Below are 16,503 nucleotides of genomic sequence, written 5' to 3' on the forward strand. Positions count from 1 at the left end.
CCCGCTGGGTTCGCTTGATCCCTGATTCCAATTGACTCTCCTTTTTTCTCTCAAAAAGGTGTCAACCAATTCCAGGACGGGTCAACCCCATCAAAAAAGGCGCCGAGGCGCCTTTTTTCATTTACCGCGAAACTACCGCGGCATTATTCCCACTCGATCATCAACAAGTCGCCTAAACCCGCATGGTTAAAGGGATTGACAGTGATCAACATAGGGCGTTACCGTCACTTTTACCGTTAGAAGCTCGCATCTTTTGCTGGCGCGAGAAATGAAGCAATTTGCGGGGCGGCAACTCTGGCAACACCATCATCAATCAGGGAGAAGGATACCAAGTTAACGCACCTCTTGGTGCTGCTGCATCCTGGTGTATACGCCAGGATGCAGCAGCAACTATGGCCAAGCCCTAAGTCCGAAGCATCAGTGACTTACCGGCAAACATGCGCAATATCAGATGGAACAGAAGATTCGCATGGCAACGTTTGCGCGAGCTGCCGATGTCTGGAGTGTGCCCAGGTAATAAGCCATCTGGAGTGACAACGGAGTTGGTCCCGCAGGGCGCGTGAGTTGTCGGACAAGTTCCTTCTTGCTGAGCGTACGGCCGGCAAAGATCCAGATCTCCTTTGCGTACTGTGCGGACTGGATGCCACGTTTGATCTCGCCCCAGGTGACTTGGAGATTCGGGTTCGAGGATCTCAGCACTCGATGCGGAACCTGCCGATGATCATCCGTTGACCAGGGTGATGCCCACCAGGTGGAGCGATCCTGGAGCCGCGCGCCGCGTGCGATGAAGGCAAGAGACGCCATCGCCTGACGACCAACTATCTGCATAGCACTCACGCTCATCGAGTTGTCGTTGACCTTGGCATGCACGAACACCACGCGACGAGGGCTCTCACCCTTGAACATGAAATCGGCTTGCTCCTGACCACCGTCGTCGCACACCATCGTGTCAAACGTCTGCAGCTCTTGAGCGAGTGCAGGGTCCAGCGCGTGCAAAGGGCGTGCCCTGGCATTTGAGCGAGCGCCGTGACTGGAGAGCCCGAACTCAGCGAAGACGCCGCCGAAAACGGAACCTGCCACCCACTGCCTCGCGCTTCCTCCACCCTTCTCGGACGTGACTTGCTCTAGCCACGGCGAAGGCGTGAGCATCTCCAGAGGTGATCCTTCCTCTCGACCCGCGGCAATCGCGTCAATGTCTAAACCGGTTTGATAGAAGAGCCGCTTGGCATAGGTGAGATCGGATCCACTCGGTATGACCCGAAATGCCTGCTCCTTGTTGAGAGCGCGTACCAAGGATGCTGGCTCAGTCGAGGGGGAGTTGGGGTCTCTGACGAATGCGTCCAGTTCTGGCGATTCGATGTCATAGCGGCCTTTAGGCCGAACATTGCCTGTGACCGCGTACGTGATCTTTCCGTTCAGGACCTTGCCGTCCACATTCAGGCTGAAAGCCCCTGATCCATCAACGTCGACGCAGGTTTCTGCTTGTCTAAGAGATTCGCACTTCGTGGCATGCCAGCCAGCTGTATCCAACGAGGTGTCGAGCAGATCGTAGAAGTCGAACAGAACGTTCATGGGTAGAGCGTCTTGTACAGGCGGTGCTGCGACTGACCGGGCGAACCGCTCGAAGACACCACTGATGAGCGCATTCGAATCAAGGACTGCGGCCAGATGCTGGAGCCACACGAAGTATTCGTTGACCGACCGTCGCTGTGTGCGTGCGCTGTAGTCGGAAACGCTGGCTCGGTCGATCGACAGGTAGCGTGTAACCGGCGTGTCCTGCAGACGCATCGATGCCCGAACTGAGTGCAGGGCTTGGCTGCTTTGCGACAAGTCAAAAAAGCCGCTGGCGAAGTCGTGCATCCGAGCTGTGACTGAGCGGACGGCGGACTCGGACAAGTCCAACCCGATGGCGGATGCTTGGGACACTCTAGATACGATCCCGTTCCCGTTCGCGGGAATCAGGCGCTCAAGGTGTTCCGCGGACTCCGGCTCAAGCCCGAGGGCGTCCAGGTCAATCACGATGCCCTCGGTGTCCAGGATAAACACCCGCGCGCCAATCCGGCCAAGCACCATAACGCCCAGGCTCCAGATCGGTAGGGAGTGTCGGATCAACAGCTCTGAATTCTTGCAAGTCAGGTAGTGAATCAACCGTACTGAGCCCGGCTCAGCGAATCCAGGTCGGAGGATCGTCACGTTGTAGCGGTCCTCAAGCTGCATTGCATCGGCGCAGGCTTTCGTCAGGTCGTCGAGCGTGGCAGTGTGAGAGTACCGGTAGATGGATGTTCTAAGGGGAACCGCAAAATCTGCGTACCTGGGAGGCTCGAGGGCGTCGTCCAGCGGAACACGCTCTCGAAAGTCGCCCGCCAAGTATTGGTAGGGAGCTACGCTCTGCAAGAGCAGTCCCGGCAAGTTCGACTCTTGCTCAAGAGCGCGCTTTGGGTCCTTGGCGAAGTGCTGCTCGTAGCGGGTGTATCGCTCAAATCGGGCGTGGGCATCGGCCTGTACGTCCGCGCTGGCAAATACGGTTGCAACTTCTTTGCCGGGCGCGCCCCGATCAAGCACCCGGATGATGCGACCGATCTGTTGGATCGTTGCACGCGATGTGGAGAACGGCTCATAGATCGCGATGGTCGCGAAAGTGCTGTCGTCGACGCCTTCGAGAAGCTTCCATTGATGGAGCCAATACTCGATGGGGTCACTCTCAGGCGCTAGCAACGCCCGATTTACGCTCTGGAACTCCAGCTTGTCCGCGTCGTCACGCTTCACGTTGTCATGGATGAGAACAGCGCTGCTGCCTAAGCTTTGTAGCGCGTCGCGCATGAGAATCAGCGATTCATGATCGGCGCAGCGCACGATCACGCGTCTTGGGCCGCGCGCTGCGGGCCAGTACTGCTTGTCCAAAACTGTAGTCTTGAACTTTTTCAGGGCTTCGGAGAATTCCGAAGGACTGCAGCCGCTCTTGGGTAGATGCTGGGCACCTGCAAAGGTCACTGGCCGGATTAAATGTTGGTTGGTCGCCTCTTCATAGCCAAGGTTGAAAGCGAAGTTCCCGCGCACCTGAAAGTACTTGAAATCGTTACGGTACGGCGTCGCGCTAAACAACACCGTGGGACGCGCCAGCTCACGAATGCACTGGGACCAGACAAATGCCGGTTCGTAGTGACCTTCATCAACGATGACGAGATCGAAGTCAGAGAGTGCTGCACGGACGAGATCCGCTTGTGGAGCGGTCCATTCAGACGATCGGGGTGCATCGGTAGGGCCTTCGTCGCGCTCGGTCGGGTAGCGGCCAGTGAGCCGATGTGCAGGTCGAGGCGGTCGAAGGATCTGAGCCAAGGCGCTGAAGGTTCCCACAACGATCAGCCGCTCGCCCTTCGGATAGGAGCATAAAGTCGCCGTTGTCGAGGGCAGAAGCCTCATGACGCCATCGGCGGTCATCTGGGTATCCGTCGGTACAGCATCGCCACGTTGGGACGCTCTGAGCCCAGTTGTCCCATACTCAAGTTCAAAGTGCTTCCAGAACCTCCAGTGGACATCGTTCAACATCTGGTCCACGAGCGACCTTCGTGGCGTGACTATGAGCGTCCTGCGAACCTTCGGTAGCGCGCAGGCCAAAGTAGCAATCACGCCAGACTTGCCCGTTCCCGTAGGCATTTTGATGAGTGCAGACTCGGATGGCGTGCTTCCTGCAACCGCGCCGATGTAGGCCACTGCAGCGCCTACAGCTCGACGTTGGGGTGCCCAGAGGCCGGCTGAAGGTCGATACATGCATGCGTCGGTGGCCGCCGTCCAGAACTTGTAGCTCGACAACGCCGCCATCGCTTGGTCGAAGTACTGCTGTTCGCCTGCTGTTCGAGTGGGCGGCAAGCAGCACGTGCCGCCAAGGCGGGACATATCAGTGCTCGCGGGATCGGTGATGTCCAGGTCCGATAGCTGCAATTTCTTCTTCCTTTTATATTTCCGGCCGCGTCGGACCGGCTAAGTTCCCACATCCCGCCCGTCGTCATGACCACGCATCGCACCACCGTCGACGATGCACCGTGCTGAGCAACTCGCGCACGGCGGATGTGGTCTGCGATAGATCCATGCCCTCCTTGTCGGCCGGCCCCACTTCAACAAACATCGCGATCCGAGGATCGCTACCCCACGTAGACCTTGTGAAGGTTGGTTCGATGAACGCCAGTTAGCCCCTTGAACGATGCCCCGGTCATGATGACTTGTGCGCCCATGAAGGAATCCTGGGCCAAGAGGTCAATGAACGGCTGAACGATGAAGTTCTCTTTGTCCTCTATAGACTCTCCGAGAAAATCTCCGGGGAGGTCGATGATCGACAGGCCCGGGTAGTGACAATGAGGCAAAGAGCTCAGCGAGAGGAGGCCAAAGTGATATGACATCAAGAAGTACAACGTATCCGTCCCACCCAACGCCGAGCTCCACCGCCTGGACCCCACCTTGATGCTGAAGGCGGATCTAGAAAGATTTACGTCGACTGCGCTGTGTCGCCACACGTTGGGTTTGATGCGATTCAGTGCATTCAGATAGAAAGTCATACCGGAAGCAAGTAGTTCCTCACCATGGCCGAAGTCGGTGGCGCGCGTGATGTCATCGACCTGAACTTGTAGTGGCGCGATCTCCGTCTCCATTGCTTCAATCTGTCCAGTGAGTTGTTCGCCCAGCTCAACTGCTCCAGTCAAGCGCTTCACCTGGCGCTGCCGCTCGTTTAGTTCCCCCATGGCCATGTCGATAGCGGTCAGTTCCTCACTCACCAAAGCAGACACTGCCTCCCGTGCGGGTGCGAGTTCGTTCTCGGCCATCCTTAGCTGTTCGTCTAAAGCCAACTGCGCGTGAGCAAGACGCTCCACCTCCCGTCCAAGAACGACGAGCAGCGTCTCCGCTTCCTGAAGTTCCCCCGTGAGACGATTGTTTTCAAACTGCAGGCGTGCTGCCCCCAACCCTTCGACCATCGGCTCCACGGGGAGATGTTGATGACATAGGTGGCAATCGGTCACATCGACTGCTTGTTGCGCGACTGTTTGGTCACACGCGGGACAATGCGTAATTTTTAAGTCGGCGAACAAGGCTCCCGCGTCTTCTGCACGATGCAGCCGCGCCAGTTCATTCGTCAAATCGTCTCGGTAGCGCTGCATCTCCTCCAACCGTTCAGTCGTCGCCTTCGTTTGGCGAAACTGTTCCTCTCGCGTAACGATGAGCGCGGCCCGTTTTTCGCTCAACGCTTCAATGCGTCCGCGGCTCTGGTTGGCAACAGCATTGTTTCGTCCGTCGACAAGCGTAGCAATTCGATGATCCCTAAGCTCATTGAGCTTCATGTCGATGCGCTCCTCCGCCTGCCGCACAACTTCCGCGTTGACACTCTGTTCGAGGCCTTCGACATTCAAGAGATCTCTTGCAAGTTCGTTGAGCGTTGAGCCGTATTGCTCGCGCCTGGCTTTGAGACGCTCTACCGCAAGCTTCATCCCCACCAGCTGTCCATACTTCTCGGTGTAGATGTGCTCAGCCAGACCAAGGAACTGCAGCAAGCATGCGTGTTGCTCGGCCTCAATCTGTTGGTCTGCGATGCCGCTCCAGAACCGTTGCTGCCGGTAAATATGTCGCAGCAGCATCCTGAAACTGAGCTCAGGCCAAGTTTGGCCAGAAAATGGATTTCCTCGCGGAAAGTGCATCAATGGGATATTGAGCTTTTGCAGTAGAAGATGTTGAAAGTCACGCGCCGGTAGACCTTCACCATCGACGAAAACCTTCGTCTTGCTGCCCGGTTCCTTCCAGCGCCGCTCGACGAGCAGGGTTTCCTCTCCAACAACCAACTCCGCGCTGATCGAGTCGTACTTTGCGAAGAGTTGCTCATCAAATGTCGACTCAAAAGACGACGGATCACCCAGCAGATGGTCGAGCATCTGAAGCCACTTCGTCTTTCCCGTGTTGGGGGGGCCGATGAGCAGGTTGACGCCAGGCTCAAACTTCAAGGCTTCGGTTTCGCCGTTGGAGAATCGACGTGCAAGCCGACCGATGGAAATGTATCGCCCGCTCATGCCTCGATCACCTCACCTAGGCGGCGACGGCCCACTTCCTCGTCGAAAACTTTGTAGATCATGTCTTTCAGCGACGTGCCACTACGCGAGCCAAACGCGCTCTTCACTTCCTTCATCCGGCTCACGATCGGAGCGAATGAAGGCAATTCCAACAAACGTTTGGCTCGATCTTGACCGAGATCAGTTAGGGCAATACGGTAGGAGTTCTTCTCTTTGGCCACGGAAATCAGTCTCCTCGCCTCTAGGTTTGCTAGCACATGGTAGTAGCGCTTGTCCCACGGGCCATAGTGGTGTCGCACCATGGCCGACTCAACAGCGCGATCAGATATCCCGGTTCCGTTCGACTGATCACGCGCGGTCTCGAAAAAGTCGGGATACCTGACAAAGAAGTCGAGTTTCGCCATCTTTGTCAAACCGTCGATCCGCCCCGCGGTTCCGCACAGTCTCAGGAGCAGCAGCAGTCGCCCCATGTGGAACTCCACGACATCGTCGGCAGCCAACGGTAGACTGACGGGCCGGTTGCCCAGGCGTTCGAGCGACTTCATCGCACTGGCCTCGCGAATCGGTGCAAGCAGCGGTCTGTGATGTCGTACATGCATCCCTGAAGGAAAGCAGATCGATCTTTCTCGCCGGCAGGTCTGCCCTCGTTCATGGCATTCAGCCGTTCCAGACATAACGACAGAAAGGCTGCACCATCAATGTCGAGGTGGCCGGCGGAGTAGCGCGCACGTAGCAGCATCATTTCCGACTTCACGCGCTGCTGGAGAACAGATGTTTCGTCTTCCGCCATGTAGCGCGTAGTTCGCATCAACGCGGCGTAAGTCCGCCGAATATCAACTGCCAGTGCGATCGTCTCAGCCCCCACACCGATCTCGTTGAGCTTGGTTGAAAGTTTGCCGCCGCCGGGCGCCGTCGCACCGTCGCGGATTTCGTCAGTACGTCGGCACCACCAATCGCAAATCGCCGTGCGCGTAATGATCTTTTTATCCCGGTCGGGAATCCAGCGGGCCTCTCCGGCACTCTTGGCCCAGTCACGCAACTCACCAAGCAGAACTTGCGCTTGCTCGGGGAGAAGGCATTGACCTTCTCGCGCCGACAGTTCGATCAATTTCAGCAGGTTGGCGTTTGCGATGCTGGCGTGATCGTTCCGGACGTCCCAGACACAGTTGTCAATCCAGAACTGTGCGTCGTTGCCTTTGGCCGATTTGGTTTCAGGGCAGTATTGACCGATGGCGTCCAGGAGCGCGGTCACCGCCTCGCTTTCCGGCTCCCGCCCTGGCGCACCGAGTGGAGAGGTCAGCACCCGAAGGGCCGTCACGACCGGCCGATGGGTGACTAGGCGAAACCTTGACGGCTCGATGTACTTATCACGAGCCAAGGACACCTCAAATATCGAACTTCCAACCGCGCCTGCCTTGCGAAAGCAGAGGTTGGCGACAGACCAGAGCTGGTCAGGCTGGCCTCCCTTCACCTGCACGAACTCGGCATGGCAAACATCGTCCACGCATCGAACAAGCAGAATGTCGTCGTGTGTCTCGCAGTGGACCTTCCAAATGGACGGGGAACACAGCATTTCTATGAGGAAGCCCACCGCGACCTCGTCTTGATAACTAAAACCGATCCTAGCGATGGGCCCACCCTCCTCTTGCGGCGAGATTTCGTCGATCGACGGCCAGACTGCTGGTGCTAGCGTGGTAGCTTGGTCGTCACTGACGGTCATCAAGTCTCCATTTCATAGGATCGACGATTGCGGGTGGATAATTTGTTACATATTACACGAATAGCTCGTGAGTCTGCTGTGGACTGCTGACTGTCATCAAGCCGGCCACTTCACTTTGCCCGGCCCAAAGCGCTCGATTTGGGCCGAGCGCTGCCCGTCTTTCAATCGCGCAGCCAGTAGACCGCGCCATGTGCCTTGAACTTGGCCACCCGCCGATAGTCGGGCGTAAAGGGATTGGTGAAGATCGACTTAGGGCCTTACCGTTGCCTTTACCGTCAGAAACGCGCATCTTCTGCTGGCGCGAAAGATGGAGTGATTTGCGGGGCAGCGACTCTTGGGCCACCAAAACCAGATCATAGGATAAATGAAACGTGCTGAAACGAATCGAGATTGATTCTATTTTTCTAGGACCCATTCCGCAACTGTTATTGTTATGAGATGGAATGTCGTTCCCACTAAACAGGACTAGAAGATTTATGCAGAGTGAGACAGAAACATTCAACTTCCGGATCTCGTTCAAGCTTTCCGGCAACACCATTAATGTGGACCAGGAGAGGATCCGAATTTTTGAGGGCAAGGAAATTTTCCTCACGGCCTCGACCAAGGGGGCTTTGATCTCCCAGTCCAACCAGTTAGCCATAGAGGGCGAAGGATTCGAGAGCTACCGTGCAGCTAGTATCGAGATGCTCAAGCTCGAGCAGGCGATGAAGCTGGCGGCGCTTGAGCAGCATTTCGGCATTTGTACTGCCAACAGTGGGCATGACGAGTATCCCCGCAATGTTGTGTTGAGAGAGATGGAACACAACTATATTCCGAATGGTTTTATTTTTAAGCAACTCACATCGCGCCGGGCCTACCCTGTGAGCAGGATAGTCTGGGACCCAGAACCTTCTCAGGAATTCGAGAGATTTGATTATTCAAAGCTTTCTTCAGGGATCTCGAAATACTACATAGGCTACTATGTGGCCCCCCCGATGTCATCGGTTATCGACATGCTGGGTGCAATTCACTTTGAATACTCAAGCATGGTGCGATTGATCCTTTCGATGACAGTAATTGAAATGCTGGCTGGATCGGGGGGACGCAGAAGTAATGAAGAGCAAGCGGTTGTCGATCAACTCGTGCAGAAAATTCAGGAATCGTCGCTGAGTAAAGACCAAAAAGAGTCCTTGGCACTCGCCGTGGGTGGGTGTAAAAAATACTCCATTGGAAAGTCATGCAGAAAATTTGTCAGTCAGAAACTTGGCAAAGACCAGGCGAAGGCTTTCAATGATCTTTATAACTACCGCTCAAGGCTGGTCCATTCGGGTGAAATCGATGAGCCACTCATGAGCGAAGAAGAGCGTGAGACGCAGATCTACAAGGCTGCTGGTGAGTCTTATGTGATGGCGTCCAAGTTGGTTGATGCTGTGATGGAGTCACATAGGAACACCGGAGCACCGGAGTTTGCTGAGAACAACTAACTGCCACTCCTTAGGCAAATTCCGTCGATCTCCCAGATGGTCGAAGGTGCATGACCTGAATCAATCCAGGCTCATACTTCGGCTTCCCAAGGGCGGCGCACGAATCGGATATAGACCCCCATTTCGTCAACTGGTGAAGCGTATTTCCTGATCCCAACGTCGGAGCTCACCAGGAGGATTGGTGAACTGGGGGCTGCGGGAACCAGCTGCACCAGCCACGGGGTACAGCTTGGAACTGTGCCCTGAAGCAGCGCAGTCTCGCGCCTTAGCCCCAGTGCTTCGCGCACATTTTCCTTCGTTGACATACGCACATCCTTGCAACTAATGCCTGCGTAGACTTGCGAGTGCCCGGGGCGCTCACCCGAGCTTGGCTCAAGGACGCAGACATCGAGTTCGTGTCGGGCCGCGCGGGGGGCCTTGCCCGGAGTCCCGCCGTAACAAGCCCAGCTCAATGACTCAAATTCGACCGAGGTCCATGCTTCACCGAGGTGGTTGCCAGCGGCATCGCACAGATCAAAGTGCGAGAACCGCTTGCGATCGGCCAAGGCGGGCTTGCTTGCCACGATCACCTCGGACGGCTTACCTCCCTTAGACGGTGGCTGGTGGATGATTGACCCTTTGGGATGCGCGCGCCGAAAGGCTCGCAGCAGTCGAGCCAGGACCAGCATTTCGTACAGCTTGTCTCGGGTCATTGCTTGCAATTGAAGCGGCGACGGCGCCTTTGCCGCAATATCGAAGAGCGCACCTACGGCTTTGACTAGGTCCGGCGGCGCTGGTTGCTTCTTCTTTTTCTTGGCGCCTGTCGCTGCGGCAGATGTCGTACTCATAGATCCTCCAGAGTTTGTCGGGGGAGAAACTCGAGCAATGCATTACGCAGTGCGACTTGCTGCTTTGTCGGGCGTCGCCCCAGATTACGTCGTAGGCTGATTTTTCGGTTCCCGGCGCGCATCTGTAGGGAATCGATCTGCTGCTCGCGCCCCATTGCCTGATTGAGTTCATGGCGTACGGCTTGTTCGGTTCCGCTGTTCACCGGGAAAGCGAGGACCATCAGCAACGACAGGGCATCTTCAAATCGTTCTTTGATCTCTCGACGCTTGGCATCTGACGCGACACCATCACGTGGCGCACCATCCCAGGAGGCTTCTCTAAAGGGCTCATCCGGCTCGACCGGTGCACTGAGTCTCGCCAACTCCATGAATTGGTGCATCAAAGGCCCCTCATACTCGCAGGCTCGTCGATGAATTTCGTGGAGCGCCTGCTCCAGGTCGTCCTCACCTTGAAATTGGATCTGCATACTCCCTCCATGAATACTCCAGTGCCGAGGCCCTGGTAGCAGTACAACAATTTTTGCAGATGCTAATGCGTGTCCTCGTACCTTTCACGATCGGAGCATCGAGTCAAGCGCTTGCTTTGCGCGTTGCCAGTTTCGCCTCAAGTAGACGATAGGCCCGCTTCTCATCAAGCCTCGGCAGGTTGGAATCGTTCTGCAGGAGGTCTGCTAGCACCGGCGTCACAACATCGAACAACGCTGACAGCAGCGCTTCGCCAACTGCGCGCGGCTCGGCAAGGTCCTCCAGCAGTCCTGAAATTTCGCCGTGAGCGAGCTTGTTGCGGCCTTCTCGATAGACCTTGTGGACGGCGGTATCCACCGTGAGCGCGCCCTCGGGTACGGCCTCCCCTGCAGGCTTGAGCGCAATCTCGGCGAAGCTTGTCATATCGTTCGCCTTGCCGCCCGCGCCCGACAGCCCATCAGCGGCACACCCATAGTTGACCACTGCCATGAAGTCGGATGCCTCGCGACGAGCTTCTCCGACCCAGTACAGTGCATTGGCCCAGCGTTCGACGAGATGCAGCGCATGTCCGCTTCGTCGTCCGTCGACGTAGCGCTGCAAGATGCACCCAGCGGCATCCAGGAAGGATTGTTCGCCCGCCATCTTGGCAGCCAACGCACCGGGGCGTCCGCCAAGGCCAGGCATCTGTGCGCTCGACCCATGTAATATCCGTCCGTCTAGCGTGGTCGCGAACCGGTCTTCTGCAAAAAGATGCTGCCGTCCGGCCTTCGTAAATCGTCGCGCATCCTCGACCTGGAACCTCAGTCCGATTGCGTCAATCGCAAGTCCCACTACCACCGACGCTTTGAAATGCGAGCGCGCATGCTCGTGCCCTTCCATTCGGATGGTAGCTACCCAGCTGTAATGGCGCAGCGTACGCAGAACGCCCAACGCATGCGACGCAAGGCGGTTGCCCTCGGCTGCAGTTGAACGAGCGGTCAACTCCTCCACGTCCAGTTCACGAACCTCGACCTGGCGGATGAGCTCACGGACCTCCGAGTCCTTGACAAAGGAATCGAGCCATTCCGTCCTCGGCAGGAATCGCACCGGCCCCACGTCAAATGCCGGTACGGCCTGATCCGAATGAAACAGATGGCAAGGGATATGCATGTCGACGTCGGGGCTTGCGCTGGTGGCCAGCTGTTGCAAGCGCGCTTGGTAGTCGGCGACGAGCTCCGCATAAAAAGCGTCACCGAGCAGCACGTCACGCTCATTCTGGCCCTCAGGTACTGTTGGAAGATGCGATTGAGAGTCGCGAAGCGTGTCCCCGATGGCCTGGAACGAGAGCTTCATGAAGGCCTCTCGATCAATCGTCTGACGCAAGGCTTCGCGTGATTTCCAGCTTTGCTGTGACAGCGAGTGAGCTGCGTCCACGCCGGCTTGCGTGACCCGATACTCACCGCCTTGCGACACCGGAATGGCAAGCGGGACCAAGGGGTTCGCGCTGAGCGCATGCCACTGTGTAAAGGTCATCGTCTTCGCCGTGATCACGTCCTCGACGATGGTCTCCATGAGCTTTCCTGCGGGCGTCTCTTTTGCACCGCCCGAGCTTGCAAACTTGTTCTCTCTTGCCATTTTCCCCTCCTACTTAGCCCAATATGGGGCTGGCGCTACATACAACCAGCTTCATTGATCCGCGGGTCATGGCCACATACAAGTGCTGTGTGCTCATGCCCTCCGTATTCAGCACCACCGCCACCTCTGCCTCCAACCCTTTGAGCAGCAGCGTGCTACCGACCGCACGCTTGGGCAACGGGCGGCCCAACAATCGGTTCTCTTCGCGCACGCGCCTGGCAGCCTCCGCAAGCAGGACGTTTCCTGCCGAGGCCCCACGCAGCGCCTTGAGAACGCCGGCCGATGAACGCGCACGTTCGGCATTTCGCGCAGCTCCGACAGCAGTGTGGCGGCTGCGGCCATGGATGGTGCGCGCTGGAACGCCAAGGCACTGCTTTCCGCTGCGGACGGTGGATTCCTTGCGGTTCCTCGGGCCAACGACTCCAGACGCCGTGTCAGCTCTGCAACACCCACGTTGGTCATGACGCTTTGCGCCAGCGCCAGCAGTTGCCCCAAGGCCCCCGCAGACGCAACATCGAAACTATTGCCGAAGGCGATGAGGTCTTGCAAATCGACTGCCTCAACGGTCGAGGCCCCCGGCGTCTGGCTTGCAAAGTTCTGCTGGCTCGAACGGTTACGGCTGTCGGCGATGATCAGCACGCGCCCGTCTGCGGTGGGCGGCAGTGTCCGTGCGGCAGCCAGTCGCTGCGGGTGGTCGTTGGGCGGGATGGTCTGAACCCACGTCACATGTGCTGGTGGTCCAGTGCGCAGATCCACCGACTGACCGGCCACCAACAGGCGGCGAACCTCCAGCAGCCATTGTCCGAGTGCTTCCGCACCAGCATTGCGCCAACGCCATGGCGTGGCTAGTTCCGCCACGACCGGGAAATGCGCGCACACTTGCTGCTCCCAGTTAGCCAAGGCGTTGCCACCGAACCCGAAGATGCCCTGCATCGGATCGCCAAGCACGCAGGTCGGCAGGATCAGCGAGAGAAAATAGACGAGATAGTGCTGAGGCACCGAACAGTCCTGGTACTCGTCAACAATGAGATGCGCATAGGACGCTTTCAGTACCTCGCCGACGTGCCCGGCCTGCAACAGCTTCCAGGCGAATTCGCGGATCGCCGGGTAGTCCCGCGCAGGCGTGGCGAGCCGCAGGATGTCCGGATCATGCCCGCTGCGACCCGGAAAGCTCGCAATCAACCGAATGGCCCAGCCGTCGATAGTGCTCAATCGATAAGCACTGTGTGGCATACCGGCACGGTCCAGCCGGGCGCGAAGCGCCGCCACGCCAGCGTTCGTGTGCGTGAGCACGAGAATGGGTTTGCGACCTCCATGAGCGGCCAGGGCGTGAGCAATCAACTGCGTCTTGCCGCACCCGGCCGGTGCTGTCACGGTACCTCGGGCAATCGTGCGCAGGTCGATTTCAGCGGGGCCCATGGGCAGCCCACACAGATACCTGGTCTACCAATGCCTTGAAGCCTGGATCGCATAGCGGCAAGTCCGGCGCCACGATGGTCCTTGCTACGTCCTCCATCCAGGAGATGGACTTGAACCAACCGGCCTTGCGGATGCGCGCCGCCTGCCCGAGCATGACTCGGTTTGGCATTGACAGTGCTTGCGTATTCTGGATTTCGTCCCAGACGGCCTGAACGGTCAGTGTGTTGTTAGAGACGGTGCGCAGGTGTTCGTGAATCAGGTCGCCATGCAGGTCGTGGGCATATTTAATCAGGTGCTGGCAGGCCACTGGCGTAAGGCTGCCAAACAGTTCGTCCTCCAATGCGCGGCCTGCGCGGTACGCGACGACCGCGCCACCGGCCTGCAGGAATGCCTGTTCGATGACAGGCGTAGGCTTCTTGTCGTCATCCCGCACCACCATCACCCTGTAGCCTAACGACTGGAAGGCGGCCGCGCGGGCATAAGGCCGGTCCGGCTCGCCACCACCACAGTCGACCATGGCGATGCCCTGTGCTGCAAGAGACACACCGCCATGTTCGACCCGGTGCAAATCCAGACCACGCAGGAGGCCGATCTCGCTGGCTCCTTCGCACACGATCACGGAGCCAGCCAAAAAGGCCTCGGGATAGAGGCGAATGGTGCTCTGCGTGTCGTTATCGGTTCCTACCATGCGAGCCTCGTGACCGTGGAGACTGCGGCGCAGAACGAAAAGCTGCCCGCCCGACAACTCCCTGAGTGCCACTGGCGAATGCGTGGTGAGGAATGCTTGCAACGGGGCCGCTTCCTTCGCTCCAAGAGAGCCGAGAAACCGAGCGATGCGGTGCGGCTCTAGGCCGTACTCCAGTTCGTCCGAAAGGACGATCGACGCTTGGCTGGCCGCCTTGCGCTGCAGACCGGCAACCAGCAGGCGTGTGGACCCAACGCCGAGACTGCGAAGCGGGATGCCAGCCTCATTGTGCAGAGAGATGGTCCCGCCGCCGAACGACACGGAATGCGAGTCGAGCAGCGCCCTCGCCTTTGCGCCAATGTGGACACCGAGTTCCTGGGCGGTCGCGGCGACGATCCCCAGCGCTTCTCCCAATTGCTGCTCGGCCTGGTCGCCAAAGGTGCCGCGCGCATCCCGTGCAGCCTTCACGAGTGCCGCCGAAGCATCCGCGCGTTCCTCCGAGATGCGGTTCAGCACCGAGCCCCGCTGCCAGGCCAAATTGTAGTCAGCGAGCGCACCGATCCGCGTCGGCGCCAAGGCCAGACGGTCCTTCCATGCGAGTGTCTTCACCAGACCTTGCTGGGAGGCGCGGTCGGAGATAAGAGTCCAGGATGGTTCCAAGTCGCTGGCGACGGTCAGATTCAGGCAGAGAACCACTTCTGCACCGGCAGACGGCTCGTCTTCGACGATGCCCGTGGCGGCGTGATAGCCGCGCAGAAAGGCACCGAAGCTTTCCAGCGTACTCATGCTGTCATCCAGCGCGCCCAGTGTCAGCGTGATGCCGATCGGAGCGGTGATGTCCAGGCCGAAAAAGTCAGCGTCGGAAATCTGCACATTGCGCCTGGCGCCCAAGCACAGATCGATCGCATCCAGCACCGTGGATTTTCCGCTGTCGCCCGTGCCGATCAGACAATTGATGCCAGGCGATGGACACCACACCAATTGCTTGATGCCACGGAAATTGGCGATCTCGATCTTTCTTATTCTTGCCATTGGGTCCCCCTATGATGGTGCGCGGCCTGTTCCGCTTTAGAAATCCCTGATGCGAAAGCACATTGCGAGGCTCGACTCTTTGCGCTACCTACATTCCTTCGCAGGACATCGCCTGACTTCCAGTGACTCGCGGTCGGATCGAGAACCACCTATGCAACTGGCGCGCCTCAGGTCTTCGGAGCGTTTTTCGCCTCGTAGATCCGTCGGGCCAGTAGGCTGGCGAAGATCAGATACTGCGCGGCCTTCTCCGGGTCGAGATCATGATTTAGCGAATGCGCCTTGGGATTGCGAATGCCAAGGTAAGCACCGACCAAAATTTGCATGAACCCCTTCTGGTCATTTCTGCCCGACTCCGTGTCGAGTTCGCTGAGGATCAAGTACGGCTTTTCCAAGCTCAACACTTGTGTCGCCAGAGCCGCGCCATCGAGATCCAGGCCAGTGCGCTCTCGCATCAAATCAAAGATCGCAACGACGGAGTTCAACACGGCATCGCGGTAGTGTCCGTCGACATAGTGCTGGAAGGCGTGCGCGAAGATAACGGGGTGCAGCAGTTCCTCGAAGCCCATGCTCGGCTTGGTACCTGTCGCTTCGCGCACATGCGCTTCCGCCCTCACTTCTACCTGGGGAAGATCGCGCGCAAGGATATCGTTGTAGTCATTGGCGTCGCCGAATCCGATATGCCTGCCAAGATTTCCCATGTCTTGCTCAGGGAACCCTGCACCGGTCCACAGCTTGCGCAGTAGTTGATAGTCGGCTTTCAAGTAGCCATTGATCAACTTGGCCCCTGCTTTATCGTCGCTCGCAAGAAGGCCTTGTGCATCGATCGCTTTCTGACGCATTGCCCGAAACAGGGCATTTACCTCTAAATACCATTCAAGCATTGCGTCTCACCCCGGTTGATCTTTTCAATTCCGCAAGGCACCGCAAACCCGCATGAGCGATCGCCGTTATCGCGCAACGTACGGGCTTTCGCACTTTTACTTTTTCCTCAGCATCAGTTGAATCATGGCGAACAGACGGTGGAACAGATAGTCGACCTGGTCCACATCGATCACCGGCACTTGGCTGATCTCCGAATGCCGAATGAGGTGACTGTTTCCAATGGAGTTCAGTTCTGTCGCTGACCTCCTCCCCCGAAGTGGACAGTCTCAGGTTGGAGAAACCGGCAGGGTTGACCTCCTCCCCCGAAGTGGACAGTCTCAGGTTGGAGAAACCGGCAGGGTTTGGTCGG

The 16,503-nt window shown here is 57.8% G+C and carries 11 protein-coding genes; 1 reads left to right on the forward strand and 10 read right to left on the reverse strand.

The window, feature by feature from the left end; all coding sequences use genetic code 11:
- Positions 1-447 precede the first annotated feature (447 nt).
- From AC3WMR_RS30500 to AC3WMR_RS30515, 4 genes are all read right to left on the reverse strand, one after another.
- Positions 448-3,939, reverse strand: a complete 3,492-nt coding sequence (locus tag AC3WMR_RS30500) for a DEAD/DEAH box helicase (protein WP_492266950.1) — start codon at positions 3,937-3,939, stop codon at positions 448-450.
- Between the two features lie 200 nt (positions 3,940-4,139).
- The gene (locus AC3WMR_RS30505; protein WP_492266951.1) at positions 4,140-6,047 is read right to left on the reverse strand and encodes a hypothetical protein; all 1,908 of its coding nucleotides are present in this window, start codon (positions 6,045-6,047) and stop codon (positions 4,140-4,142) included.
- Positions 6,044-6,592, reverse strand: a complete 549-nt coding sequence (locus AC3WMR_RS30510; RefSeq protein WP_492266952.1) for a hypothetical protein — start codon at positions 6,590-6,592, stop codon at positions 6,044-6,046. The genes AC3WMR_RS30505 and AC3WMR_RS30510 overlap by 4 nt, the downstream gene beginning before the upstream one ends.
- Positions 6,589-7,767: a dsDNA nuclease domain-containing protein gene (locus AC3WMR_RS30515; RefSeq protein WP_492266953.1), complete on the reverse strand. Its 1,179-nt coding sequence runs from the start codon at positions 7,765-7,767 to the stop codon at positions 6,589-6,591. Before AC3WMR_RS30515 ends, AC3WMR_RS30510 begins: the two co-directional genes overlap by 4 nt.
- Positions 7,768-8,243: 476 nt before the next feature.
- Here AC3WMR_RS30515 and AC3WMR_RS30520 point away from each other — a divergent pair, with 476 nt between their 5' ends.
- Positions 8,244-9,230, forward strand: a complete 987-nt coding sequence (locus tag AC3WMR_RS30520; RefSeq protein ID WP_492266954.1) for a hypothetical protein — start codon at positions 8,244-8,246, stop codon at positions 9,228-9,230.
- Positions 9,231-9,301: 71 nt separating this feature from the next.
- Here AC3WMR_RS30520 and AC3WMR_RS30525 read toward each other — a convergent pair whose 3' ends face one another.
- The 6 genes from AC3WMR_RS30525 to AC3WMR_RS30550 all read right to left on the reverse strand — a co-directional run bounded on the left by AC3WMR_RS30525 (position 9,302) and on the right by AC3WMR_RS30550 (position 16,153).
- Entirely contained in the window at positions 9,302-10,057 is a 756-nt protein-coding gene (locus AC3WMR_RS30525) for a hypothetical protein (RefSeq protein WP_492266955.1), read from the reverse strand.
- A complete protein-coding gene (locus AC3WMR_RS30530; protein ID WP_492266956.1) occupies positions 10,054-10,524 on the reverse strand; it encodes a hypothetical protein in 471 nt (156 codons plus the stop codon). The genes AC3WMR_RS30525 and AC3WMR_RS30530 overlap by 4 nt, the downstream gene beginning before the upstream one ends.
- A 103-nt stretch (positions 10,525-10,627) precedes the next feature.
- A complete protein-coding gene (locus AC3WMR_RS30535; RefSeq protein WP_492266957.1) occupies positions 10,628-12,136 on the reverse strand; it encodes a hypothetical protein in 1,509 nt (502 codons plus the stop codon).
- Between the two features lie 108 nt (positions 12,137-12,244).
- Positions 12,245-13,555: a UvrD-helicase domain-containing protein gene (locus AC3WMR_RS30540; protein WP_492266958.1), complete on the reverse strand. Its 1,311-nt coding sequence runs from the start codon at positions 13,553-13,555 to the stop codon at positions 12,245-12,247.
- On the reverse strand, positions 13,542-15,272 hold the full coding sequence (locus AC3WMR_RS30545; protein ID WP_492266959.1) for an ATP-dependent nuclease: 1,731 nt from the start codon (positions 15,270-15,272) through the stop codon (positions 13,542-13,544). The genes AC3WMR_RS30540 and AC3WMR_RS30545 overlap by 14 nt, the downstream gene beginning before the upstream one ends.
- A 167-nt stretch (positions 15,273-15,439) precedes the next feature.
- A complete protein-coding gene (locus tag AC3WMR_RS30550) occupies positions 15,440-16,153 on the reverse strand; it encodes a TIGR02391 family protein (RefSeq protein ID WP_492266960.1) in 714 nt (237 codons plus the stop codon).
- Between the last annotated feature and the right edge of the window lie 350 nt (positions 16,154-16,503).

This window comes from Achromobacter sp. FW305-C-28, from assembly GCF_058783235.1.

What these genes read in the sequence shown, in the direction of transcription:
- AC3WMR_RS30505 (WP_492266951.1), bottom strand. Translation starts at nt 6,047, where the DNA reads ATGAGCGGGCGATACATTTCCATCGGTCGGCTTGCACGTCGATTCTCC.
- AC3WMR_RS30510 (WP_492266952.1), bottom strand. Translation starts at nt 6,592, where the DNA reads ATGAAGTCGCTCGAACGCCTGGGCAACCGGCCCGTCAGTCTACCGTTG.
- AC3WMR_RS30515 (WP_492266953.1), bottom strand. Translation starts at nt 7,767, where the DNA reads ATGACCGTCAGTGACGACCAAGCTACCACGCTAGCACCAGCAGTCTGG.
- AC3WMR_RS30520 (WP_492266954.1), top strand. Translation starts at nt 8,244, where the DNA reads ATGCAGAGTGAGACAGAAACATTCAACTTCCGGATCTCGTTCAAGCTT.
- AC3WMR_RS30525 (WP_492266955.1), bottom strand. Translation starts at nt 10,057, where the DNA reads ATGAGTACGACATCTGCCGCAGCGACAGGCGCCAAGAAAAAGAAGAAG.
- AC3WMR_RS30530 (WP_492266956.1), bottom strand. Translation starts at nt 10,524, where the DNA reads ATGCAGATCCAATTTCAAGGTGAGGACGACCTGGAGCAGGCGCTCCAC.
- AC3WMR_RS30535 (WP_492266957.1), bottom strand. Translation starts at nt 12,136, where the DNA reads ATGGCAAGAGAGAACAAGTTTGCAAGCTCGGGCGGTGCAAAAGAGACG.
- AC3WMR_RS30540 (WP_492266958.1), bottom strand. Translation starts at nt 13,555, where the DNA reads ATGGGCCCCGCTGAAATCGACCTGCGCACGATTGCCCGAGGTACCGTG.
- AC3WMR_RS30545 (WP_492266959.1), bottom strand. Translation starts at nt 15,272, where the DNA reads ATGGCAAGAATAAGAAAGATCGAGATCGCCAATTTCCGTGGCATCAAG.
- AC3WMR_RS30550 (WP_492266960.1), bottom strand. Translation starts at nt 16,153, where the DNA reads ATGCTTGAATGGTATTTAGAGGTAAATGCCCTGTTTCGGGCAATGCGT.